General features: G+C 47.5%; 26 protein-coding genes and 1 other RNA gene. 10 read left to right on the plus strand and 17 right to left on the minus strand.

The annotated features are described in order from the left end of the window. Positions 1 to 4 precede the first annotated feature (4 nt). The 6 genes from H6995_10750 to rsmI all read right to left on the minus strand — a co-directional run bounded on the left by H6995_10750 (position 5) and on the right by rsmI (position 5,081). On the minus strand, positions 5 to 1,684 hold the full coding sequence (locus H6995_10750) for a penicillin-binding protein 2 (protein MCP5215476.1): 1,680 nt from the start codon (positions 1,682 to 1,684) through the stop codon (positions 5 to 7). A gap of 89 nt (positions 1,685 to 1,773) precedes the next feature. Further along, the gene (ftsL, locus tag H6995_10755) at positions 1,774 to 2,085 is read right to left on the minus strand and encodes a cell division protein FtsL (protein ID MCP5215477.1); all 312 of its coding nucleotides are present in this window, start codon (positions 2,083 to 2,085) and stop codon (positions 1,774 to 1,776) included. After that, positions 2,086 to 3,018, minus strand: a complete 933-nt coding sequence (rsmH, locus tag H6995_10760; GenBank protein MCP5215478.1) for a 16S rRNA (cytosine(1402)-N(4))-methyltransferase RsmH — start codon at positions 3,016 to 3,018, stop codon at positions 2,086 to 2,088. 30 nt (positions 3,019 to 3,048) lie between these two features. After that, positions 3,049 to 3,504: a division/cell wall cluster transcriptional repressor MraZ gene (gene mraZ, locus H6995_10765; protein ID MCP5215479.1), complete on the minus strand. Its 456-nt coding sequence runs from the start codon at positions 3,502 to 3,504 to the stop codon at positions 3,049 to 3,051. Between the two features lie 292 nt (positions 3,505 to 3,796). Beyond that, positions 3,797 to 4,197, minus strand: an RNA gene (gene rnpB / locus H6995_10770) — RNase P RNA component class A. A gap of 47 nt (positions 4,198 to 4,244) precedes the next feature. Then, positions 4,245 to 5,081: a 16S rRNA (cytidine(1402)-2'-O)-methyltransferase gene (gene rsmI, locus H6995_10775; GenBank protein MCP5215480.1), complete on the minus strand. Its 837-nt coding sequence runs from the start codon at positions 5,079 to 5,081 to the stop codon at positions 4,245 to 4,247. Between the two features lie 114 nt (positions 5,082 to 5,195). On the opposite strand from rsmI, the gene H6995_10780 reads away from it, so the two are divergent. The 4 genes from H6995_10780 (at position 5,196) to H6995_10795 (ending at position 8,695) form a co-directional block, all read left to right on the plus strand. Further along, on the plus strand, positions 5,196 to 7,016 hold the full coding sequence (locus tag H6995_10780; protein MCP5215481.1) for a penicillin-binding protein activator: 1,821 nt from the start codon (positions 5,196 to 5,198) through the stop codon (positions 7,014 to 7,016). Positions 7,017 to 7,099: 83 nt separating this feature from the next. After that, entirely contained in the window at positions 7,100 to 7,492 is a 393-nt protein-coding gene (locus tag H6995_10785; GenBank protein MCP5215482.1) for a YraN family protein, read from the plus strand. A gap of 33 nt (positions 7,493 to 7,525) precedes the next feature. Next, positions 7,526 to 8,116 carry a phosphoheptose isomerase gene (locus H6995_10790; protein MCP5215483.1) on the plus strand — a complete coding sequence of 197 codons (591 nt, stop codon included), beginning with the start codon at positions 7,526 to 7,528 and terminating at the stop codon, positions 8,114 to 8,116. Further along, positions 8,117 to 8,695 carry a BON domain-containing protein gene (locus H6995_10795; GenBank protein ID MCP5215484.1) on the plus strand — a complete coding sequence of 193 codons (579 nt, stop codon included), beginning with the start codon at positions 8,117 to 8,119 and terminating at the stop codon, positions 8,693 to 8,695. Between the two features lie 22 nt (positions 8,696 to 8,717). On the opposite strand, the gene H6995_10800 is transcribed toward H6995_10795, so the two are convergent. From H6995_10800 to H6995_10830, 7 genes are all read right to left on the minus strand, one after another. Then, positions 8,718 to 9,119, minus strand: a complete 402-nt coding sequence (locus H6995_10800; protein ID MCP5215485.1) for a ClpXP protease specificity-enhancing factor — start codon at positions 9,117 to 9,119, stop codon at positions 8,718 to 8,720. A gap of 39 nt (positions 9,120 to 9,158) precedes the next feature. Beyond that, positions 9,159 to 9,782, minus strand: coding sequence for a glutathione S-transferase N-terminal domain-containing protein (locus tag H6995_10805; protein ID MCP5215486.1), 624 nt, complete (start codon positions 9,780 to 9,782; stop codon positions 9,159 to 9,161). A 154-nt stretch (positions 9,783 to 9,936) separates the two neighbouring features. Continuing rightward, positions 9,937 to 11,955 carry a ubiquinol-cytochrome c reductase gene (locus tag H6995_10810; protein MCP5215487.1) on the minus strand — a complete coding sequence of 673 codons (2,019 nt, stop codon included), beginning with the start codon at positions 11,953 to 11,955 and terminating at the stop codon, positions 9,937 to 9,939. Next, positions 11,949 to 12,548: a ubiquinol-cytochrome c reductase iron-sulfur subunit gene (gene petA, locus H6995_10815; GenBank protein MCP5215488.1), complete on the minus strand. Its 600-nt coding sequence runs from the start codon at positions 12,546 to 12,548 to the stop codon at positions 11,949 to 11,951. The genes H6995_10810 and petA overlap by 7 nt, the downstream gene beginning before the upstream one ends. Before the next feature lie 230 nt (positions 12,549 to 12,778). Next, positions 12,779 to 13,171, minus strand: coding sequence for a 30S ribosomal protein S9 (rpsI, locus tag H6995_10820; protein MCP5215489.1), 393 nt, complete (start codon positions 13,169 to 13,171; stop codon positions 12,779 to 12,781). 22 nt (positions 13,172 to 13,193) lie between these two features. Further along, positions 13,194 to 13,622: a 50S ribosomal protein L13 gene (gene rplM, locus H6995_10825; GenBank protein ID MCP5215490.1), complete on the minus strand. Its 429-nt coding sequence runs from the start codon at positions 13,620 to 13,622 to the stop codon at positions 13,194 to 13,196. Between the two features lie 222 nt (positions 13,623 to 13,844). Further along, positions 13,845 to 14,954: a cell division protein ZapE gene (locus H6995_10830; GenBank protein MCP5215491.1), complete on the minus strand. Its 1,110-nt coding sequence runs from the start codon at positions 14,952 to 14,954 to the stop codon at positions 13,845 to 13,847. 135 nt (positions 14,955 to 15,089) lie between these two features. Between H6995_10830 and H6995_10835 the strand changes: the two genes are divergently transcribed. The 5 genes from H6995_10835 to H6995_10855 all read left to right on the plus strand — a co-directional run bounded on the left by H6995_10835 (position 15,090) and on the right by H6995_10855 (position 18,633). Then, positions 15,090 to 15,647 (plus strand): glycine zipper 2TM domain-containing protein, encoded by a 558-nt coding sequence (locus tag H6995_10835; protein MCP5215492.1) that lies wholly within the window; start codon positions 15,090 to 15,092, stop codon positions 15,645 to 15,647. A gap of 197 nt (positions 15,648 to 15,844) precedes the next feature. Next, positions 15,845 to 16,069, plus strand: coding sequence for a PepSY domain-containing protein (locus H6995_10840; protein MCP5215493.1), 225 nt, complete (start codon positions 15,845 to 15,847; stop codon positions 16,067 to 16,069). Between the two features lie 16 nt (positions 16,070 to 16,085). Next, the gene (locus tag H6995_10845; GenBank protein ID MCP5215494.1) at positions 16,086 to 16,766 is read left to right on the plus strand and encodes a response regulator transcription factor; all 681 of its coding nucleotides are present in this window, start codon (positions 16,086 to 16,088) and stop codon (positions 16,764 to 16,766) included. 14 nt (positions 16,767 to 16,780) lie between these two features. After that, positions 16,781 to 18,163 carry a GHKL domain-containing protein gene (locus tag H6995_10850; protein ID MCP5215495.1) on the plus strand — a complete coding sequence of 461 codons (1,383 nt, stop codon included), beginning with the start codon at positions 16,781 to 16,783 and terminating at the stop codon, positions 18,161 to 18,163. Between the two features lie 53 nt (positions 18,164 to 18,216). Further along, positions 18,217 to 18,633 carry a hypothetical protein gene (locus H6995_10855; protein ID MCP5215496.1) on the plus strand — a complete coding sequence of 139 codons (417 nt, stop codon included), beginning with the start codon at positions 18,217 to 18,219 and terminating at the stop codon, positions 18,631 to 18,633. A gap of 44 nt (positions 18,634 to 18,677) precedes the next feature. Here H6995_10855 and H6995_10860 read toward each other — a convergent pair whose 3' ends face one another. The 4 genes from H6995_10860 to H6995_10875 form a co-directional block, all read right to left on the minus strand. Beyond that, the gene (locus tag H6995_10860) at positions 18,678 to 19,421 is read right to left on the minus strand and encodes a molybdopterin-synthase adenylyltransferase MoeB (GenBank protein ID MCP5215497.1); all 744 of its coding nucleotides are present in this window, start codon (positions 19,419 to 19,421) and stop codon (positions 18,678 to 18,680) included. Then, complete coding sequence (gene prmC / locus H6995_10865) at positions 19,418 to 20,269, minus strand: peptide chain release factor N(5)-glutamine methyltransferase (protein MCP5215498.1); 852 nt, start codon at positions 20,267 to 20,269, stop codon at positions 19,418 to 19,420. Before prmC ends, H6995_10860 begins: the two co-directional genes overlap by 4 nt. Beyond that, complete coding sequence (gene prfA / locus H6995_10870) at positions 20,269 to 21,357, minus strand: peptide chain release factor 1 (protein ID MCP5215499.1); 1,089 nt, start codon at positions 21,355 to 21,357, stop codon at positions 20,269 to 20,271. Before prfA ends, prmC begins: the two co-directional genes overlap by 1 nt. A gap of 67 nt (positions 21,358 to 21,424) precedes the next feature. Beyond that, positions 21,425 to 22,699, minus strand: a complete 1,275-nt coding sequence (locus tag H6995_10875) for a glutamyl-tRNA reductase (protein MCP5215500.1) — start codon at positions 22,697 to 22,699, stop codon at positions 21,425 to 21,427. A gap of 238 nt (positions 22,700 to 22,937) precedes the next feature. Between H6995_10875 and H6995_10880 the strand changes: the two genes are divergently transcribed. Beyond that, on the plus strand, positions 22,938 to 23,765 hold the full coding sequence (locus H6995_10880) for a hypothetical protein (protein MCP5215501.1): 828 nt from the start codon (positions 22,938 to 22,940) through the stop codon (positions 23,763 to 23,765). Positions 23,766 to 23,773: the final 8 nt, after the last annotated feature.

Below are 23,773 nucleotides of genomic sequence, written 5' to 3' on the forward strand. Positions count from 1 at the left end.
ACATTCAACTTTTTTGCCACCCGGATTCAAAATCTGGCACATCCAGCCTAGGTTGCAATTGCCGGTGCGATTGCACAAAGGATTGATTATTGGAGGGCATTTGATCTGGCGACACATTAAGCAGACGCAATGCTCCGGCAACCACCCGTGCAAATACGGGCGCGGCCACTTCACCGCCGTAGTATTCGCTGCCACGAGGCTCGTCAATGAGAACTACCACCACAATTCTGGGATCAGAGACTGGCGCAACACCTGCAAAAACCCCTAGATATTTATCCTGCTGATAACCACCCTCGCTAAGTTTATGCACTGTTCCGGTTTTTCCTGCCACTCTATAAAAGGGCACTTGAGCACGCGTTCCGGTACCACCTTTCTCAACCACCTTCTCCAACATGGCAACGACAGTCGCTGCCGTTCCTTGGTTCATCACGGGCTCGCCAGGCTCTGCTTCGGTGCGCTTTAATAACGAGATAGATTTTAACTTCCCTTGATTCGCAAACACCGTATAGGCCTGAGCCAACTGCAAGGGTGTTACCGAGAGCCCATAACCGTATGATAAAGTCGCCAATTCGATATCGCGCCATTTGTCGTGGGAGGGCAGCAACCCGGAACGCTCGCCGGGGAACCCGCTACCGGTATCCTGACCAAAACGTAATTTGCTGAACATGGATAAAACAATATCGGAATCCATTGATAGCGCAATTTTGCTAGCACCAACATTACTAGACTTGCTCAGTAGTGTACTTAGATCAATCACGCCGTAGTTGCGGTGATCACGAATGGTATTTCTGCCAACACGCAAATAACCCGGTGACGTGTCGATTTTGGAAAAGATGTCATAGCTACCCGATTCCACTGCTGCCGCGACGGTCATCGGTTTTACGGTAGAACCCGGCTCAAACACATCGGTCAGCGCACGATTACGCAAATTAGTGTGATTGATAGTACTGCGATTATTTGGGTTATAGGAAGGCTGATTAACCATGGCCAGCACTTCACCTGTTAATGCGTCTAACAACACCAGGGAGCCGGATTTAGCATTATGTTCGGTAACAGCGGCTTTGAGCTCCCGGTAGGCCAAATACTGTAAGCGCAAATCTATGCTCAAATGAATATTTTGCCCGGGCTTTTCCTCTTGCAAGGGTTGTAAGTCCTTAATCACGCGACCATAGCGATCTTTCATCACTAACTTTTTACCGGCCACGCCCTTTAACCAATGATCATAGGCTAACTCAATGCCTTCCTGACCCATATCATCGATATCAGTGAAACCAACCAAATGCGCTGCCACTTCTCCGGCGGGGTAGTAACGTCGATACTCCTTTTCCGCTTTAACACCAGCCACTTCAAGTGCTAAAATTTTTTCCGCCGCCGCTGGTGGCAGATGTCTTTTTAGATAAACAAATCCTCGCTCCTCATTGCTTTCCAGGCGCTGTTTTAATTGTCGTTCAGTAAGCTCTAGCGGTTTCGCCAAACGTTTGACAGTCTGATCAATATCTTCTATTTCTTTAGGGTTAACCCAAATTGAAACCACTGGCGTACTTACCGCTAGCGGTTGATCATTACGATCCAAAATCATACCGCGATAAGCAATAATTTTTTCGGTGCGTACCGACCGAGCTTCGCCCTGAGTATTCAGAAACACATGGCTGAGCACCTGCAAATCCACTACCCGCCAGACCATCAAGCCGAATACAGAGGACAGCAATCCGAGCGCAAACTTAAAGCGCCAAGGATATGCTTTAAGTTCCTGTTCTGGTCGTTTAATTGGCTTCACTGTTGCACCATTATTATATCGGCAGTTTTAGGCGTTCGCATGCCCAAACCTTTGGTCGCAATACTTTCAATTCTGGCATAGGATGCTAAGGCACTTTCCTCTAGCAAAAGCTGACCCCACTCCGTTTCAAGATCATCCCGCATGCTCATTAATAATTGATAATCACCAAATGTCCGGCGATTAATATGACTAACATAGATCACCGCCATCGCTGATATCAACACCAGCAACAGCAATACAAACTGCCATAATATGCGTCGCCAGACATTTGTTTTATTCTCCGTTTTCAGACGACCCATCGCCACCATTTAGGCCACCTTTTCTGCGATGCGCATAATAGCGCTACGCGCTCTCACATTGGCTTGCACCTCAGCATCGCTGGCGCGCACCGCTTTCCCAATGTGTCGTAATCTTTGCTTAATCTGGTCAGCCCGAATCGGTAAATACCTAGGTAAAGTAGGACCCTTTTCTTGATCTCTAATAAAGTGTTTTACCAAGCGATCCTCAAGTGAATGAAAACTAATAACTACCAGCCTGCCACCAACACTTAACAGTTCCAGCGCCTGCTCTAATACGTCTGTCAGATCTGCCAGTTCACGATTAATGTAAATTCGAATTGCCTGAAAGGCTCTGGTCGCCGGGTGTTTATGCTTTTCCCAAGCGGGATTGGCTGCCGTAACGATATCGGCTAAATGCTTAGTTGTTACAATGGGCTTACGCTGACGCTCTTCCACAATCGCCCGCGCCATTCTCTTTGCAAAACGCTCTTCACCAAAATCTTTTAGAATACAGGCAATCTCTTGTTCACTAGCAACAGCGATCCAATCTGCCGCACTCATTCCCGCACTTGAATCCATTCGCATATCTAGTGGCCCATCCTGCGTAAAACTGAAGCCTCGCGCCGGATCATCCAATTGTGGAGATGACACCCCTAAATCAAGCAACACGCCCGTTACAACACCTCCCAACTGGCGCTTTTCTGCCAACGCGCTCATCTCAGCAAAGGAACCATGCTCTATCATGACACGCTTATCCTGCCCAATATGCTGTTTAGCATGTGCAATTGCCTTCGGATCTTTATCGATGACCAGTAAGCATCCAGAGGAAGCTAAGCGCTTCAAAATAGCCATCGCATGCCCTCCCCGCCCATAGGTGCCATCCACATAACAACCCTTGGGATCAGTCACCAAAGCCTCTACCGCTTCATTCAATAAAACTGTCTCGTGCTGAACGACACCCATTAAATCCAGTATTTCCTTAACTTAGAAACGCTACAAAGAAAGCGCTTGAAATTCAGCTGGCAACTGCCCTAACCCGTTCGTTTTATCATGATAAATTTCGTTACACTTGTTCCAACACTCCTCACTCCATAACTCGAACTTATTGCCCTGCCCAATCAAGACTGCCTTTTTCTCAAGATTGGCATATTCGCGCAGTGGCGGTGTGAGCAGTAAACGGCCGCTACTATCAAGATCAATGTCCGTAGCGTGCCCTATGAGTAAACGCTGAATTCTTCGTGCTGCTGGATTAAAGCTTGGCAAAGCCTCTATTTTTCTTTGAATGTCTTCCCATTCAGGTAGCGGGTAAATCAACAAACAACGCTCTTCCGTATCAATAGTCACCACCATGCGCCCGCCACAACTCTCATCCAAACGCCCACGATAGCGCGTCGGCACCGCTATACGGCCCTTGCTATCTAGGTTGATGCTAGTTACGCCACGCAACACAGAGACCCCTCCAAATTGTTATAGGAAACTCCATAAATTTCCACTTTTTTCCACTTTTACCCACTAAATGACACTATAGAAATCGACACCCCCCTTTGTCAACCAGGATCGCACCGCAAAAAAGAATGATTTGCCCTTAAAACACAATAGGTTACGTGATAGTTATGGCTAACTGTGAGAGCACAAGGAGAGGAAGGATCAGTAAAACAGGATGGTAAATATAGAACTTAATGTAAATTCTACTTCATTAGACTTTTTTTGAATAAAAATAATCTCTTTATTCGATAACTTATAAAAGAGTCAGCCTATAAGCCGGGTTCTGTCGTGGACAGTCATTCATCTAGGGTATGCGTCACCACATACCTCAAGCAACCTACCCGAATCCGGCGCGGACCACGCCAATGGATTCCTATTTGGTCTTGCTCCGAGTGGGGTTTACCTTGCCACGGAATGTTGCCACCCGCGCGGTGCGCTCTTACCGCACCATTTCACCCTTACCCACCAAAGGGGGCAGACTTGATTGATTTAGAGGTTGCAGCTAATCAATCAAGTCTGCCCCCTTTGAAAGGCGGTATATTTTCTGCTGCACTTTCCGTAGGCTCACGCCTCCCAGGGATTACCTGGCACTCTGTCCTGTGGAGCCCGGACTTTCCTCCTGACTATGAATAGCCAGGCGACTGTCCAGCCAACTCTCCCGTGTAGAATATACACAATTGTTTCGCTCTACAACAACGGCAACGCTATTCCTCCTTTAACGCCAGGGCGCGGGAGTAAATATCGTTTTTATGGCGTCCTGTAATTTTTGCCGTCAATAAGGCGGCTTGTTTTAGGGGCAGCTCATCTAATAGCAATCTCAGGATGCGTTCCATTTCCACCTCATCCTGATCTGTAATTTGGTTATCCGCCGCTTTAATGAGGATGACCATTTCCCCTTTTTGCTGGTTCATATCTGCCCGCAACCAAAGCAACAGCTTATCCAAGCTACTTTCATAAATAGTTTCGTACGTTTTGGTAAGTTCACGTGCCAGTACGACAATCCGCTCACCCCCCAACTGCTCAATCATATCCGTAACGCTTGCTAATATCCGATGCGGTGACTCATAGAGAATGACCGTCCTATATTCGCTCTTCAGTTGTAACAAGCGGTTCTGTCTGGCTTTACTTTTAGCAGGCAAAAACCCCTCAAAAACAAACCGGTCAGAAGGAAGTCCGGATGCGCATAACGCTGTGATTAAGGCGCTTGGCCCAGGTATTGGTATGACAGTTATGCCCTGCTCGCGAACTGCTTTCACTAATTGATAACCAGGGTCCGATATGAGCGGTGTTCCGGCATCTGATATAAGGGCTATCCTTTTACCCTGCTTAAGTTGATCCAATAACCACGGCAGCTGACTATTCTCATTATGTTCGTGATAAGCCTGTAAGGCTGTGCTTATGCCAAAGTGCTGCAACAACCTGCCACTGTGGCGAGTATCTTCAGCAGCAATGATGTCGACCATTTTAAGCGTTTCGAGCGCCCTCGCACTCATATCACCCAAATTACCAATGGGTGTCGCCACCACATACAGCTCGCTCATGTAGTAAACCCCTCATTCATTTTTAGCCTGCTCTATTATTGGCGTTACCGGGTTTCTCTAGGTTAAACTACCGCCTTTCAAGAAGCTCTCACGGTCGACAAACAACTCTTACCTATGCGCCATTGCAAATACACTTTACTGATTATTCTGTTGGCATTCTACCAACTGTCTCTCATCGGCTGTAGCGTCGAACCCGTAAAACCAACAATTCCTGATATCGCCACCCCAGAGCAGGAAATAGACCGTCTTTATCAACTTGCCAGACAAGCCAGATCACCTAGTTCAGAGGCATATCGGTTAGCCGCAGTGGAATTATTGATCCAGCTAAACCGACAACAGGAAGCAAGTGAAATATTTTCTGCCATCCCTGAGAAAAAATTACCGGACTCAATCTTGGCCCAATATGCCATCGTCGGCGCCAAGTTAGCACTGAGTCAATTTAATGCGCCTGCAGCCCTTCATATTCTCTCTCAACATGAAGCACTTATTGCAAATACCAGCACTGAGAAAAAAATTCAAGCAGCACGCTTCAAGGCACAGGCTTACGACCTGGAAGGCTGGCCAATTGAGGGTGCAATGCAGTTAATTCAGATAGCACCGCATTTGACTGGCTCCGGTGCGATCGAAAATAAAGAAACGCTTTGGCAGATGTTAATGAAAGCATCCCCCAGCGAGCTCACAAATAGATTGGAACAAACTAAAGATAATCATATTATTGGCTGGCTTCAATTGGCTTTACTCACCAGAACCAATCAAGAAGACTTAGATCTCCAGCTGAGTGCACTAAATGAATGGCTGGATCGTTGGCAAACTCACCCTGGTGCAGCCAACCTTCCGGATGAGCTTAAAATACTCAGCACTATCATTACCGAAAGGCCACAGCACATCACCTTGATGCTACCTCTTGAAGGGCCTAATGCGGCAGCCGGAAAAGCCGTCCGTGACGGTTTCTTTACTGCCTACTACAGCGCCCATACGCAAAATAGCCAAACCCCAACTATCACTGTTATGGACACCTCTAATACTGGCAATATCCTGGAACTCTACGACAGTGCTGTTGCTCAAGGCAGTGAACTTATTATTGGACCACTACAGAAAAATCACGTGCAAGCTCTGCAGCAACAACCGGATTTGATGGTACCAACACTCGCATTAAATTACAGCACGCTGCAGAAATGGACACCTGGTCTCTATCAATTCGGGCTTTCTGCAGAGGATGAGGCGCGACAGGTAGCGCACAAAGCTTGGCAGGATGGACGTAGGCGCAGCCTCATTTTGGCACCGGATTCAGAGTGGGGGAAACGCATTGTCGATGCTTTTGAGATTGAGTGGCGAACACTTTCCGGCACCGTGTTGGAGATACAATATTTTAATGAGGATAAAAGTTATTCGACCGCTATCCAGGAACTGCTTAACATCGATGAGAGTGAGCGCCGCGCCCAGCGCTTGCAGTCGCTGACTAGTTCAAAAATCGAATTTACACCACGTCGTAGAGCCGATATAGACTTCATTTTTATCGCTGCCTCACCCAAACAAGCACGGCAAATTAAACCAACTTTGGCTTTCCACTTTGCCGGTGCTGTGCCAGTTTACTCTACCTCTCACATTTTCTCTGGCTTAAGAGCGCCGTTACTCGACAGAGATCTCGATGAGATTATCTTTTGCGAAACTCCGTGGATGCTTGAGCAGCCGGACAACACACTTAAAATTCAAATCAAACAAACTTGGCCTGCAACTGCAAACCATTTAGGGCGTCTTTATGCGCTAGGCGTGGATGCCTATCGGTTATTCCCACGCATTAAGCAGTTGGCAAGAATTCAAAATAGTAAATTGGATGGTCTGACTGGATCACTAAACCTGGATCAACAAGGCCGTGTTATGCGCACCTTAAAATGGGCTCGGTTTGAAAACGGAGAAATCCAGCCACTTAACTAAACACCGTATTTAATCCAAAGCGAAGGATCGCAAATGGAAAAGTCACACTTTCAACATCAGCTCTCGCCGCAGGTGCAGATCTAATGCGCCTGTTTAGACCGCGTGCAGACACCCGCCTTATCGGTCAAATTGCCGAAGATAAAGCGCTACTGTTCTTAGAGCGGAAAGGGCTCAAACTGGTGTGCCGCAACCACCATTGTCGTGCTGGTGAGCTGGACCTCATCATGCTCGATCAAGACACTCTGGTTTTTATCGAGGTTCGATTTCGTCGCCAAACCCATTTCGGTTCCGGCGCAGACACAGTCGACTACCGCAAACAGCAAAAAATTATTCGTGCCGCCCAGCACTTTTTACAAAACCAAGGATATTCACAATTGCCAGCCTGCCGCTTTGATGTTCTGGCAGCAACGCTAACAAAGAAGAATGAAACTTCTTTACAATTTGACTGGATCAAAAATGCATTTGATTTACAATGAGCCATCTCAAAATGTGGGTGCTGACTATTTACCATGGATTTATCTCGACGAGTTTACGACCATTTCGAAGCCAGTATAAAAACAAAAACTGAAGCAGCCGAATTACTACCACCAGTGATTAATTCTGCGGCCGACGCCTTGGTGCACTGTCTTTTAAATAACGGCAAAATATTGAGTTGCGGCAATGGCGGCTCGGCGGGTGACGCGCAACATTTTTCCTCTGAATTACTCAACCGATTTGAACGCGAACGTCCCAGCTTACCGGCCATAGCACTCACTACCGACTCGTCAACACTGACATCTATTGCTAACGACTACAGCTATAACGAGGTATTTTCAAAGCAGGTTCGCGCGCTCGGACAAAGAGAAGATATTCTGCTGGCAATTTCCACCAGCGGTAACTCAGGCAACGTAGTTGAGGCGATACATGCTGCCCATGATCGCGAAATGCGCGTCATCTCTCTAACCGGAAGAGACGGCGGCGAGATGGTTCACATCCAGCAAGCAGGTGATATTGAAATTAGGGTTCCTTCCGATGTCACCGCACGTATCCAGGAAGTGCATCTGCTCATCATTCATTGTCTATGTGATCTAATAGATCATCAGTTATTTGGAGAAGCATAAATGTTAATTCGTCTAAGCGCACCTGTTGTTTTGTCACTCTGCCTACTCGTAACGGGATGCGGTACGATTGTAAGCAAAACAACTGGCACAAACCCTGTCGGGACCAACGCTAGCGAACGTAGTTTTGGTCGTCTGATCGATGACCAACTGATAGAAACCTATGTCTCGGCCAACATTTTAAAAGCTAACGAAGACTTTAAAGATGCTAATGTAAGCGTCACCAGCTATAACGGTATCGTTTTGCTAACCGGCCAGGTACAGTCGGAACAGCTCAAACAACTGGCCAGCCAGACTGCAAAAAACGTACGTAATGTGCGACGGGTTCACAACGAGATCAGCGTCGCTGGCCCCATCTCAATTCCTGCCCGCACTAACGATTCCTGGCTCAAAACAAAAATAAAATCCAGAATGCTGGCCGACAAAGACACCAATCCACTCAGGGTTAAAGTGGTGGTGGAAAACGGGGTTGTTTATCTGATGGGTATGGTGCATAAAACAGAAGCTGATAGCGCGGTTGAAATCGCCCACAAAACCTATGGCGTGCAAAAAATTGTTAAGGTATTTGAATATACTGAATAAGACACAGAACTGCCAAAACCAACTATTTGATAACCTTCAATTGCGGTTTGTTGGATTTTTTAGGCGTTGAACTAGCACCTACTGGCGACTCTGGTGCCGTTTCTGGGTCGCTTGGCTCAATCTCCCCAAACACCATACCTGCACCATTCTCTTTGGCATAGATCGCGGTTACCGCTTCAATCGGCACGAATACAGTCTGTGGCTGGCCACCAAATCTCGCCTCGAAGCTCACCGATTCATTAGTCAACGCAAGATGACGCACTGCGGCCGGATTGATATTCAAAACAATCTGACCGTCCTTCACGTAGGCTTCAGGCACTTGCACTGAAGCGATAGTTGTATTGACAACCACATAGGGCGTACATTGATTGTCAAGAATCCATTCATTCAGGGCACGCAACAAATAGGCTCGGCTCGGTGTCATATACTGGATCAATCGCAATTAAATCAAATCAGTTTTCAACTAATTTCGCATTTCCCGTTCTGATTCCGATAAGCTTTCCTGAAATGAATCACGCTCAAATAGCGAATCCATATAGGCCAGCATTGGCTTAACCTTCTTCTCTGGCAGTTCAATTTCAAGTTGCGGTAAACGCCAAAGAATGGGCGCCACACAACAATCTACGATAGAGAAAGTATCACTCATAAAAAAGGGCTTTTCGGCAAAAATTGGAGCAATGCTGATAAGGCTTTCCTGTAATTCCTTACGCGGCTTATCATGATTACCTCGGCCGTGTAGTATCTTATCAACCAGGGCGCTCCAGTCCTTTTCAATACGATGTATCAGCAGTCGACTTTGTGCTCTAGCCACCGGGTAGACAGGCAATAATGGTGGATGCGGAAAACGCTCATCCAGATACTCCATCATGACATTGGGTTCATACAGCACCAGCTCACGATCCACCAAGGTGGGTAAACTGTTGTAAGGATTCAAATCAGCAAGTTCGGCTGGTCGATCGCCCTGCTCTACATCGACAACCTCAACCGCAACTCCTTTTTCAGAGAGCACAATACGCACACGATGACTGTAGTGGTCCATCGCATCGGAATAGAATGTCATTGAAGATCGCTTAGCGACAACGCCCATGAAGAACTCCCAGGATTAGTACTAAAATTAGATAACTTTTAATTCGCCTCTCGCCACTAAATTACAGGCTAAAATTGAGGTCGAGTATTGTACCAAAAATAACGCGGCCTAGGGCCGCGTTTTTTAAACTATAAAGATCAAATATTGCCAATTCTTAATGTATATCTTTCCAATATTCCTTGTTAAGAAAATAAGCACAGACAGAAAGCAGCAATATAAATAACAATACATAAACACCAATACGCTTACGCTGTTCAGCCACTGGCTCACCCATATAGGCCAAAAAGTTCACTAGGTCGTAGGTCGTTTTATTATACTGTTCAGGCGTCATGCTGCCCTGCTGTGTAATTTCAAAACTACCACAGGGGTCTTCATGAATATTTTGACCCGTCAGGGGATCATGCTTTGCACCATCGTGAGCAGGACCGGAAGCGCAGTCTTGCATACCTTGCAACTCAAGCAATGCATGCGGCATACCGACGTTCGGGAAAGTTTTATTATTAACACCGAAGGGACGGGTGTCATCCCGATAGAAACTGCGCAAATACGTATATAACCAGTCTGGAGAACGCACCCGGGAAACCAAGGTCAGATCGGGTGGCGCAGCACCGAACCAATTAGCTCCCTGTTTTTCGCTCATCGCGTTATCCATCAGGTCACCAATCTTCTCCACTTTTTCGTCACGGAACATCATGTATTTCAGCATCAGTTCGTGAGGAATACCAAGATCATCAGCAACTCTCTCATAACGTGAATATTTTGCGGAATGACAACCCATGCAATAGTTGATAAAGGTTTGTGCACCGGATTGCAATGAAGCTTTATCGGACAGATTAACCTCAATATGATCGAGCTTAACTGCAGTGGAGGCGGCAACTACTTTTAATGGCACTGCCGTCATGATAAATACTGCCGCCACTAAAAGCAGGAATTTCACAGTTCCAATACCTTTCATAACCACTCGCTCGGGCACAGGCTTAGTCCCTTCCACCTTAGTCCAGAATGGCATTGCTAAGAAATAAAGGAAATAAATAACGGTGCAGAGTACAGCCAAAGCTGTACGCGGTCCGCTAGGCGCCCAGGTACCCAATACCCCCAAAATCAAGAAAGACACAATAAAGAGTATTAGCATCACTTTACTGGTAGTACCTTTGTAACGAATCGACTTCACCGGACTACGGTCTAGCCATGGCAAGAAGAACAGAATAACTATGGCTGCCGCCATCACTATGAAGCCCCAGAAAGGATCCGGCACTGCGCGCAACATTGAATAAAACGGTGTGAAGTACCATACCGGCGCAATATGATCCGGTGTTTTCAGGAAGTTCGCATGTTCAAAGTTAGGCGCTTCGAGGAAATAACCCCACATTTCTGGTGCAAAGAATAGAATCGCGCAGAACACAAACAGGAAGCCGCAGATACCAACGATATCATGCACTGAGTAATAAGGGTGGAAGGGGATACCGTCTTTCGGAATACCATTTTCATCCTTATTTTTCTTAATTTCGATTCCGTCTGGGTTGTTAGAGCCCACTTCATGTAGCGCCACGATATGGATAAACACCAGCATTACCAGCACTAATGGTACGGCAATTACGTGCAACGAGAAGAAACGCGTCAGGGTCGCGCCAGCAATCACGAAATCGCCTTGGATCCAGACCTGCAAGTCTTCGCCGATAACAGGAATCGTGCCAAACAGGGATACGATAACCTTTGCACCCCACAATGACATTTGCCCCCATGGCAGAACATAGCCCATGAAGGCCTCTGCCATCAAGGCGACATAGATCACCATACCAATCAGCCAAAGCAACTCCCGCGGTTTACGGTAAGACCCATACATCATACCCCGCAGCATATGCAGGTAGACGACCGCAAAAAAAGCGGAAGCACCGGTGGAGTGCATGTAGCGGATCAGCCAGCCGAAATCTACATCGCGCATGATGTATTCAACTGAGGCAAACGCCCCTGCTTCTGTCGGCTCGTAAAACATCGTAAGCCAAACACCAGTCATCAACTGATTCACCAACACCAACATGGCCAAGGAGCCAAAAAAATACCACGTATTAAAGTTTTTCGGTGCATAATACTTGCTCAGGTGTTTTTCCCAAGTAGCAACAACCGGTATACGCGTATTAACCCAATCTAGCATTGACATCATCCAGTTCATGATGCGGCCTCCTGATCTTCGCCAATAATTAAGGCATCACCTTCAAAACGGTGTGGCGGCACAGGAAGGTTAGCTCCGGCAGGAGCCCCACTGTATACGCGGCCAGCTAAATCGAACTTCGAACCATGGCAGGGGCAAAAGAAACCGCCAACCCAATCATCACCTAAGCCTTCGGATTTTAATTCGGGTCGATATTTAGGAGCGCACCCCAAGTGCGTGCAAACACCTTTGATAACGAGAAACTCTGGGTTACTGGCTCGCGTTTCATTCCTAGCGTATTCTGGCTGTTGTGCTAAATTCTCTGATTCCGGATCCTTTAAATCACCTTTAGGTATTTTTTTTAGTAACGCTAAAGATTCTTCGGTACGTCGTACGATAAAAATCGGTTGACGTCGCCATTCAACGGTTACCATAGCGCCCAGTTCAAGCTTCTTAATATTGTATTTAACCGGCGCTCCCGCTGCCCTGGCTTTGGCACTGGGTTTCCAGGCTGCCAAAAAAGGCACCGCAACACCAACGGCACCTGCTGCTCCCACCGCAGAGGTGGCGCCAATTAAAAATCGACGGCGGCCGTTATTAAGGTTGTCGGTCGTCATAATTAAAACACTCCCCAACTGATATCAAATCGTAGTATTAAAATTAAAATATTGTTCTACATCTGCGCAAAATGCTTCGCTAATAACTTAGCCACGAAGCAACCTCGAATCACATCAAAAAACAGCCCACGATGATAATGAAATTACCCTACTGATACAAGGTAACACATACAAAAAACGCCCGGAATCTCACGAATCCAGGCGTTTCATTAAAACTATCAGCGTAAATATTAACGCTTGGAAAACTGCGTTTTCTTTCGAGCTTTTCGCAAACCAACCTTCTTACGCTCTACTTCTCTCGCATCCCGCGTCACAAAACCAGCTTGACGCAGCGAAGGCCGTAGCTCTTCATCATATTTCATCAAGGCTCGCGTAATGCCATGACGGATAGCGCCAGCTTGACCAAAACCACCGCCACCTTTGACCGTGACTCGGACATCGAACTTGCCGCTATTTTCGGTAAGAGCCAGAGGTTGACGTACAATCATACGGGCTGTCTCTCGCCCAAAGTACTCATCAAGCGTTCGGTTATTAACCGTAATATTCCCAGTGCCTGGCACTAAAAACACACGTGCGGTTGAAGTCTTACGACGACCGGTTCCATAATACTGCGTAGCTGACATAGTTTAGTTAGCCTACCTTTAATTAGAGTTCGAGTGGCATAGGTTGTTGCGCAGCATGAGGATGCTCCGTACCTGCATACACTTTTAGTTTTCTGTACATTTCACGACCAAGTGGATTCCTTGGCAGCATGCCTTTAACAGCTGTCTCAATCGCTCGCTCTGGCGCACGATCAATTAACTGCTTAAATGATATGGATTTAATGCCGCCAGGATAACCGCTATGACGATAATACATTTTATCCGATGCTTTATTACCGGTAACACGAACTTTCTCTGCGTTTACCACCACAATATAATCCCCGGTATCAACATGCGGGGTATATTCTGGCTTGTGCTTACCACGCAAGCGTCGTGCAATTTCAGTGGAAAGACGTCCCAAGGTTTTCCCTTCGGCATCAACCACATACCAATCCTGTACTACTGTTTCAGGTTTTGCGCTAAATGTTTTCATTAGTTTCTATTCTGGGCAATCCTACAAAAGAGGCGCGCATTCTACCCAAATGGCCTCGCGCTGACAAGCAAGAATTCAGATAATTTTATGTGTTATTTCGCGCTAAAAATGGCGCTTACATAAAGCGCCTAGCATTTAGATCCCAGCCAATCCCCATGTTTTGCTCACTCTCGGCCTCGTATTAATATGGGATGGGCGATAAGCGTCTGCTACAACAACCCACTAAGGCCGATGCGCACGCGCCAAATAGTCTTGCGACTGCATTTCCAACAAACGACTCTTCGTGCGCTCAAACTCAAAACTAAGCCGTCCACCAGAATAAAGTCTGTCTATCTCCGTAGCTGCGGACAGAATCAGTTTAACATTACGGTCATAAAATTCATCGACCAAATTGATAAAGCGCCGCGCTCGGTCATCTGAATCCCCCCCCATCACAGGGACATTACTCACCAATACGGCGTGGTACATTCTGGCGATTTCTATATAGTCGTTCTGACTCCGCGGCCCATTGCAGAGCGCTGCAAAATCAAACCAAACCACATCATCATCGCAGCGAATAGTATCGATTTTTCGTCCTTCGATTTCAATCGCTTCGTTTTGGGTGATAGTTTCCATGTCAGGCGCCAATTGTATGAAGCAACTTTTGAGGCTATCAAAGGCGGACTCGTCCAGCGGGCAATGATAAATCTCCGCACGTTCCAGTACACGCAAGCGGTAATCCACACCACCGTCTACGTTAATCACCTCCGTATGCTGTTTCACTAACTCAATGGCGGGAAGAAAACGCTGTCTTTGTAGCCCGTCCTTGTAGAGGTTATCGGGAATAATATTTGATGTCGCAACCAGGCTAACGCCACGAGCAAAAAGCTGCTCCATTAAACCACCTAAAATCATGGCGTCGGTGATATCGGAAACAAAAAATTCATCGAAGCAAATTACACAGGTCTGTTGACTGAGATCCTGAGCAATATGGTGCAATGGGTTTTTTTGACCATTCAATCGCTTCAGCTTCTGATGCACCATTTGCATAAAGCGGTGAAAATGGGAACGCATTTTATTTTCAAAGGGCAGGCTATCATAAAAAGCGTCCATCAGGTAAGTTTTGCCGCGTCCGACGCCACCCCAAAAATACAGCCCTTTTTGTGGTATTGGAACTTCTTTTTTTACTAGCGACAAACCTATTTGTAACAACGAACGATTGGTTTTCTTGGCCTGTACCGCCAACAGATCATCGTACAGCCGCTGCAGATGCTGTACAGCCGTTCGCTGCGCCTCATCGGGCAGCAATAAATTGTTATCGAGATCCTTTTGGTAGCGCTGTAACGGCGTCATGACTATTTTTGCTTCGAAAAAATACCAGCGGCACTTTAGCCCCATCCCTTAAATTTTTCAATTATGTTCAGTTTGAGTTCAGTTGAACTTCCCTATTATTACTGCGAATTCTGAAAAAACAGTAAGGGGAATACAATGAAAACCACTATTGCGACCTTGACCGTAGGCATTTTGCTGAGCACTGGTGCCTTGGCAGAGCATAATAAGGCCTATGATTACGCCAAGGTGATCGAAGCCGAACCAATCACCAAGCATGTTCGTGTCAGCACTCCGCGTCGGGAATGCTGGGAGGAAGAGGTGACGCACTATGATAATTCAGGTTATCGATCAGCCACCCCAACACTTCTAGGCAGTGTTATCGGCGGCGCCATAGGCAACGAACTGGGACATAATAAAGATGCCAAGCGCGGCGGTATTTTGGTGGGAGCCCTGCTCGGTGGTTCGATTGGTCGGGATCTCGGTCGCCATCATGCTAATAGCCAGGGTGGTAAATACTATAGCACCGAACAAGTATGCAAAACCTATCAGGATTACCATGACGAGGAGCGTATCGTTGGCTATCATGTGCTCTACAAATACCGAGGAAATACCTACAGCACAGAAACTGAAAACCACCCGGGCGACCGCATTAAAGTTCGCGTATCAGTCACTCCGGCAGAGGAGTTCGGCTCGTCACAACGCTATCGTTATTAACGAATGTCGACGCAGGGAATCTTTGTGAGATACCATTACTTAGTCAACCTTAAACGAACTTGACTAAAGTTGTCCTCGCATGACACAAGTTTCTTCTATATGGACGGGCGTCAATTCCAGTGATAGCGCAATTAAACATCTTACTGCTGATAACGAGCCTAACGTTTGCCGCGACGGGTTTTGCGGCGCAACAGCCGGTGCAGAGACTTTGGCCTAACAGGACAATTTTGGCGGAGCAGGATCTGATCAGCAGGGATCAGGCCATTGCTATAGCCAAAAGTCGTTACAAAGGTAAAGTGCTGTCTGCCGATTTAGAGCAAAACAACGGCAATCATGCTTATCGGATTAAACTGCTCACCGACAAAGGCCGTGTGAAGACTGTGCGTATTAATGCTCGCGAAAAATCACGCGGCAAGAACTAGGTCGAAACCCCTGAATATGCGCGCACTTATAGTTGAAGATGAACCACAACTACGGCGGCAACTCGCTGAATCACTCGTACAGGCCGGTTACAGTGTAGACTGCGCGGAGGATGGTGAAGAAGGCCTATTTAACGGCGTTGAATATAACTATGATGTCGCCGTGATTGATATTGGCTTACCAAAATTAAATGGTATTGACTTGATTCAGGCCCTGCGCAAGCAACAGCGCAGCTACCCTATCTTGATTCTTACTGCGCGCGGGCATTGGCAAGATAAGGTGGAAGGACTGGAAGCAGGAGCGGATGACTATCTCGTCAAGCCCTTCCACACTGAGGAACTATTGGCTAGGCTAAACGCCCTGGTGCGCCGCTCTGCGGGGCTGGCCTCTCCAACCTTACGTATTGGTCCCGTTGAACTTAACACGGCCACCCACAAGGTGCATTGCGAATCAACAGAGTTAGGTTTAACCACCTATGAATACAAGGTCTTGGAGTACCTGATGCTGCACCCTGACAAGGTGGTTTCCAAAACCGAACTGACCGAACACATATACGACCAGGACTTTGATCTCGACAGCAATGTGATTGAAGTATTTGTTGGGCGCTTGCGTAAAAAGCTGGATCCTGAGGGCCACCTCAAACCCATCCAAACCTTGCGCGGTCGGGGTTATCGATTTAACAGCGACCTCGGCGCTTAACAGGCTCGCTACCAATGCGCTCACTTAGAACCCGGCTGGCATTAACCGCACTCCTAGTACTGCTGTTTTTTCTTGGCCTAACAGGCTATACATTGGATCGCGCCTTTCAACACAGCGTTGAAAACGCTTTAATGGAAAGACTCAAGTCTCATATCTACGCACTACTGACAGCTGCGGAAGATGAGAATGGCAAGCTGGTTATGCCCGCACTGTTGCAAGACCCAGAATTCAACCGCATAGACTCAGGGCGCTACGGTATGATTATCGGGCAAGACGGCAATGAAGTTTGGCGCTCACCATCAGCGATTAGTTTGCGCTTACCCGCACAAACACCCACCTCACCAGGCAACTACCGTCTCACAGAAATCAAAATAGACGACGCAAGCTTCTACCGGATTAGTTATGGCGTTATTTGGGAAAATCAGAATGGCTCCGAAAGCCGTTATAGCTTTCACGTACTGCAAAACAGCGCCCCCATTGATGTTGAAATCAGCGGTTTTCGACAAACCCTTTGGCGCTGGCTGGGTGGGCTCGGCCTACTATTGCTAGCTATTCAAGGAATGATTTTACGCTGGGGACTTGCCCCCTTGCCGCGACTGGCCGAAGACCTACACCGTATAGAACTGGGTGAGCAGGATCAGCTATCCGGAAATTACCCAACTGAGTTAGAACCTGTCGCGACCAACCTAAATCTACTGATTGCAAATGAACGCAGGCAACGGCAGCGATATCGTAACACTTTGGCGGACCTTGCCCACAGCTTAAAAACCCCTTTGGCGGTATTGCGTGGCATTACCGCCACCAAACCTACCCCCATAGATAGTGAATCACTCAGCACTATCAACGAACAGATTAATCGGATGGATCAGCTCGTCAGCTACCAATTACAACGTGCGGTATCGCCTGAAACCTCATTGATCTCCAGACCCATCGACCTGGAGCCCCTGGCATTGAAGTTAATACGCTCGCTGGAAAAGGTTTACCTGGATAAAAAAGTCACTGCGCAACTGGAAATTGGTGCCCCTTGCCGCTTTGTGGGTGATGAAAGAGATCTTATGGAGGTATTAGGAAACTTACTGGATAACGCGTTCAAGTTCTGCAGAAGCACAGTGAGGTTAAAGGCAACCCAGGTTGTTTCAACCACAGAAAATAGTCAGTTATCGATCTGTGTCGAGAACGATGGCGCGCCTATTCCGGCAACCGAACAAGCTCGCATATTGCACCGAGGCGCACGTGCGGATACCAGCCAGCCAGGCCAAGGCATCGGGTTGACGGTTGCGCTGGAAATCATCACCAGCTATCAAGGCAAATTGAGCATCGACCAATCGGATTTAGGCGGTGCGCTGTTTCATATTGAATTTCCCAATCAGCCTTTTTCCTCAAGCCCCTTGAGATAACAGCCATTCATCTATACATTATCAACTCACCCAAACAGGCTTGAGGAGACAAGGTGACTATTGGTAACTGGGATCCCAACCAGGATCAGAAAAATACTAACGCCACAATCGATCAACAGATACTGAGACGCTTTATTGCTCTTAGCGAAGCCGACCAATTGGCGCAGCTGAACCAGCAATTATCGCAACAGGAAATCGATGGCCATCGCCCTCTTATGAAAACGCATAAAGATGTCTGGGCGCAGGCAGCCGAAAACCTCAGCAATGAAGAACTCATCCATCTAACGCGTTTTTTTACCCTCGCCGAAGAACAATTACCGGGCTGGGAAGCAGGCAGCTTATCGCCAGTAGTCTGGTTATGTCGCGCCCTGAAAAGCCGTGGCGCATTCCCGGATCAAGAACTAATTCAATGGATCAAACAGAATTCCAGTAATAAATTTCTGCCTTACGGGAATATATTAGATTTTTAGCTAACGGAATCCTGCCTAGTTGGAGACGTCCATCAAAGGAAATGCTACTGACAAACCGGACAGTTCAGATTTTTATTTAAACGCAAACGTTGAAAATTCATACTTTTTGCATCAAACAGTAATAAATGCCCCACCAGCGTTTCGCCAAAACCGATAATAAGTTTGATCGTCTGCAACGCTTGCATGGTTCCGATAATACCGGTTAGCGGCGCAATCACGCCATTTTCGGAACAACTTAGTTGCTGTTCGCTACCTTCAGGATAAAGACATTGGTAACAAGGGCTTTGCACATCACGTGCATCGAATACCGCCAGCTGTCCTTCCAAGCGAATCGCCGCGCCCGACACCAATGGCTTTTGCTGGCGCACACAGGCCGCATTGATAGCGTAACGGGTACTGAAATTATCAGTACAATCAAGAACCAAATCACAATCGGCGATTTGTGCTTCGAGCTGTTCGCCCTCAAGCTTCTTGGCAATGCTAACCACATTAATACTCGGATTAATCGCCAGTAGCGTTTGTTTGGCGGAATGAACTTTTGCCCTTCCGACATCCTTCAAGGTATGAGCGATTTGCCGCTGCAAATTAGTCAGGTCAACCTCGTCGTAATCCACCAAAGTCAGATGCCCAACTCCTGCCGCCGCAAGATACATGGCGACAGGACAGCCCAAGCCACCCAACCCGATGACTAACACTTTGGCGGCTAATAGTTTATCCTGCCCTTCGATATCAACCTCCGGCAGCATTATTTGGCGACTGTACTGCAATAATTGTTCGTCATTCATCATAAAGCTTCTTCTCCCCGCCACTGACATTGAGTGGCGCGATCCAATCCGGCTAAATCCTGAAAAGTCTTCATGTTACTATAACCGACAGCAGACAATATTTCCCGCACCGCTTGCGCTTGCTGACAGCCGTGCTCCAGCAATAAAAATCCTTGCAACTTGAGATGGTCTTTGGCCTGTGTCGCAATACATTTAATATCGTGCAAACCATCTTCCTCGGATACTAATGCCGTTTTCGGCTCAAACCGTACATCGCCGCAGAGCAAATGCGGATCATCGGCGGCGATATAGGGCGGATTACCCAGAATCAAATCAAAGGCTTGCTTCGGCAATGCCGAACACCAATCACTTACCACAAAACGCAGGTTCATTAACTGAAATGCTACGCGATTTTGCTCAGCCAAGGCCACTATCTGCGGACTTATGTCAGCCCCCAAAACTTGCCATCTAGACCTTTCATGTGCCAGCGCAAGTGCAATAGCACCCGTTCCAGTGCCCAGATCGGCAATAGTTCGCGGAGAATCGGAGGCAAATAATTCTAACCCAAGCTGCACCAGTAATTCCGTATCCGGCCGTGGAATCAACGTATCCGAACTGACCTTAATCGGTAACGACCAAAATTCTTTCTCGCCTACCAGGTAGGCAATCGGAACACCTTTTTGCCGCTGCACCAAAAGGGACTCAAAAACCTGCTGTTGTGCCGCCGTTAACTCCCGATCAGGCCAAGTATAAAGATAGGTTTTATCGCGCTCTAACGCATGTGCTAATAAAACTGCGACATCCAACCGGGCGGTATCACTCAGTCCATCGAGCCTACCCGCCAGCGCCAGTGTCTGCTTTATCGTTGCCATTATTCTTCGGAAGAAAGCGCCGAGAGCTGATCCGCCTGATGTTCGTTGATCAGCGCTTCAATCACCGTATCTAAATCGCCTTCCATAATTTCCGGCAACTTATAAAGAGTAAGGTTAATCCGGTGATCCGTCACTCGTCCCTGCGGGTAATTGTAAGTGCGAATGCGTTCCGAACGATCACCGGAACCTACCAGACTGCGGCGCTCATCCGCCTGCTCCGCCTGTTGTTGCGATTGCGCCGAGCTTAACAGTTTCGCCTGCAACACTGACATTGCCTTGGCACGGTTCTTATGTTGCGAGCGCTCGTCCTGGCATTCCACCACTATCCCCGTGGGGATGTGGGTTATACGAATAGCAGAATCGGTTTTGTTGACATGCTGGCCACCTGCACCGGAAGCCCGAAAAGTATCGACACGTATATCATTCTTGTTGATCTCCATTTCATCTACCGCATCCGCTTCCGGCATGACCGCGACGGTGCAGGCAGAGGTATGAATACGCCCCTGCGACTCAGTTTCCGGCACGCGTTGCACACGGTGCGCACCCGACTCAAACTTAAGGTTGGCGTAGACATCCTTACCGACAACGCGGCTAATAATTTCCTTATAGCCGCCGTGCTCGCCTAAACTTTCACTGATAATTTCTATCTTCCAGCCACAATTTTCCGCATAACGCGAATACATACGGAACAAATCACCAGCGAATATGGCGGCCTCATCGCCACCGGTTCCAGCGCGAATTTCAAGATAAGTATTGCGGGTGTCATTCGGATCCTTGGGTAGCAGCAGTTTTTGTAGCTCTATCGTCAAATCATCAGTTTGCTGCTTCGCCGTCATGACCTCCTCTTCCGCCATTTCACGCATTTCCGCATCGCCATCCTTAAGCAGCTCATTCGCTTCCTCAAAATTTTTCACCGCTTTCTGATACTGTCCGAAACAGACTACTACCGGCTCGATTTCCGCATATTCCTTCGAATAGGCGCGAAATTTATCCTGCTTCGCGATAGTCTCTGGATCACCTAACAGCGCGGCCAGTTCCTCGTAACGATCTTTCAGGTGCTCCAATTTATTGATAATTGATGCTTTCATTCTTGGTGACTTGTCTCAAATAGGTAAATAAAGTGTTGCTAGTGTATGCCGAGCATGAGGGTGTGGACTAATTATTTTTATTGATATCCTGATCGGAGAGCTCAAACAACTCCTGCGCCCAGGCCATCATTTCGGTGCGACCTTCAGCAGAGGCTTTTTTCAGCTGAATACTGGGCGAGTGAATCAACTTATTGGTCAAGGCCTTGGCAAAATATTGAATGACTTGTTCCGGTGTTTGCCCATTGGCCAACTGTTTAAGGGCACGCTCCAATTCGAAATCCTTAATGCGCTCCGCCTTTTCGCGATAGGCTTTAAGTGTGCCCACGGCATCCAGGGCACGCAAACTACGCATCATATTGATTGCGCCTAGCTCCACCAGTTGTTCAGCTTCCTCAGCGGCGCTCTGACGCGAACGCATATTCTCGTCAATCACCTGTTCTAGATCATCCACTGAGTAGAGATAAACATCCGATAGGTTGCCTACTTCGGGCTCAATATCACGGGGCACCGCAATATCCACCATATAGATCGGACGATGCTTACGTTTCTTCAATGCCCGCTCCACCGCGCCTTTACCCAAAATGGGTAATTGGCTCGCGGTTGAAGTGATCACAATATCCGCATAAACCAACTGTTCGGGAATATCCGACAACAGCACCGCTTTGGCACCGAAATTGTTCGCCACTTCCAGGGCACGCTCCAAAGTACGGTTTGCCACCACCATATTTTTGACGCCATTGCGTTGTAAGTGTCGCGCTACCAGATCAATGGTTTTACCCGCACCCACGAGTAAAGCCTGGGTTTTACTTAAATCGGCGAAAATATGCTGCGCCAAGCTAACAGCGGCGTAAGCAACAGAAACCGGATTTTGTCCGATGGAGGTTTCTGTTCTTACCTGTTTGGCCACAGCGAAGGTTTCTTGAAATAAGCGGGTCAGGTAGCTTCCGACCGTATTCGCTTCATTAGCCACTGCATAGGCAGACTTAATCTGACCCAGAATTTGCGGCTCACCCAACACCATCGAATCCAAGCCACTGGCTACGCGCATCACATGTTTGATGGCCTCTTCATCCCAGTGCGCATAGCTGCAACGCTCCAATTCATCGTGAGATAACCCCTGATGATCGCCGAGCCATTCCAGGAGAGCGCGACTACCCTCCAGTTCAGAAACACAATAAAGTTCGGTGCGATTACAGGTAGAAACGATGACCACTTCATCTAAAGACAAGTCATGCACGACTTTGCGTAACGCCTGCCACATATGCTCCGGTGCGAAAGCAACACGCTCGCGCACCTCAACGGGAGCGGTTTTGTGATTAATGCCCAGCGCTAACAAACCCATTGAACGTAAACTTAGCCTTAGAAATGAAACGAGGGGCAAATTATATAGAAATGCAACGGCTACAGGCTATGACTATAAAAATATTTAGGGAATTTATGACCAACAACCTATACTAACTAACCAATTGTTCCGTAATAACATCCAGATTGTTCAGTCTTTTTACTAAAAAACAGTGTATAAAACGATACCTCAAACTCTCACCGATTGGTTCAAACGCAGCGTAAGTTTAACCACCGCAATGGCGTTAACCGCCGTGCTTAGTGGTTGCAGCCTGATGGTCAGCTCCGCCACTGAAAATCTGGCGCAGAGCTTATCCAGTGCTGTTCTGAACAGCGACGATATTGATACGGTAGAACAAGGCTTACCCGCTTATCTCCTCCTGCTCGATGGCTTGATCGAAAGCGACCCAAACAATCCTGGTTTATTACTCGCGGCGGCAAAACTTAACAGTGCTTATGCTGGTGTCTTTACCAGCAATCCAAAGCAGGCAAAGCTGTTATCACTAAAAGCCTTAAACTATGCCGCCAATGCCGTCTGCCAAAAGAAAAAACAAGCCTGTCAGATAACCAGTCAGCCCTTTGATAGCTTCGAACAAGTGGTTGAAAGCTTCCAAATCGATGATTTGGATACACTCTATGCGCTTGGCTCCAGCTGGGCAGGTTGGATTGAAGCCAACAGTGATGACTGGAATGCGATTGCCAATATCGCCAGAATACAAACCATTATGGAACGGGTGATCTTGCTCGATGAAAGCTACGATCTCGGATCGGCACACATTTATCTTGGCGTGATGGCAACCCTTTTACCACCAGCTTTGGGTGGAAAGCCCGATGTTGGCCAACAGCATTTTCAGCGCGCCATTACATTATCGGACGGCAAAAACCTCATGGCTAAAGTTACCTATGCGCGTCGCTACGCAAGATTGTTATTTGAGCGTGAACTGCATGATCGGCTGTTAAACGAAGTGGTCGCAGCCGACGCCAAGGTTACCGGGTTAACCCTGATCAATACACTAGCCAAGAAACAGGCGCAGGAATTGTTGAGCAGCGCTGATGCGTATTTTTAGCCCGCCGA

Source organism: Pseudomonadales bacterium (assembly GCA_024234615.1).
Taxonomy (GTDB): Bacteria; Pseudomonadota; Gammaproteobacteria; order Pseudomonadales; family IMCC2047; genus JAJFKB01.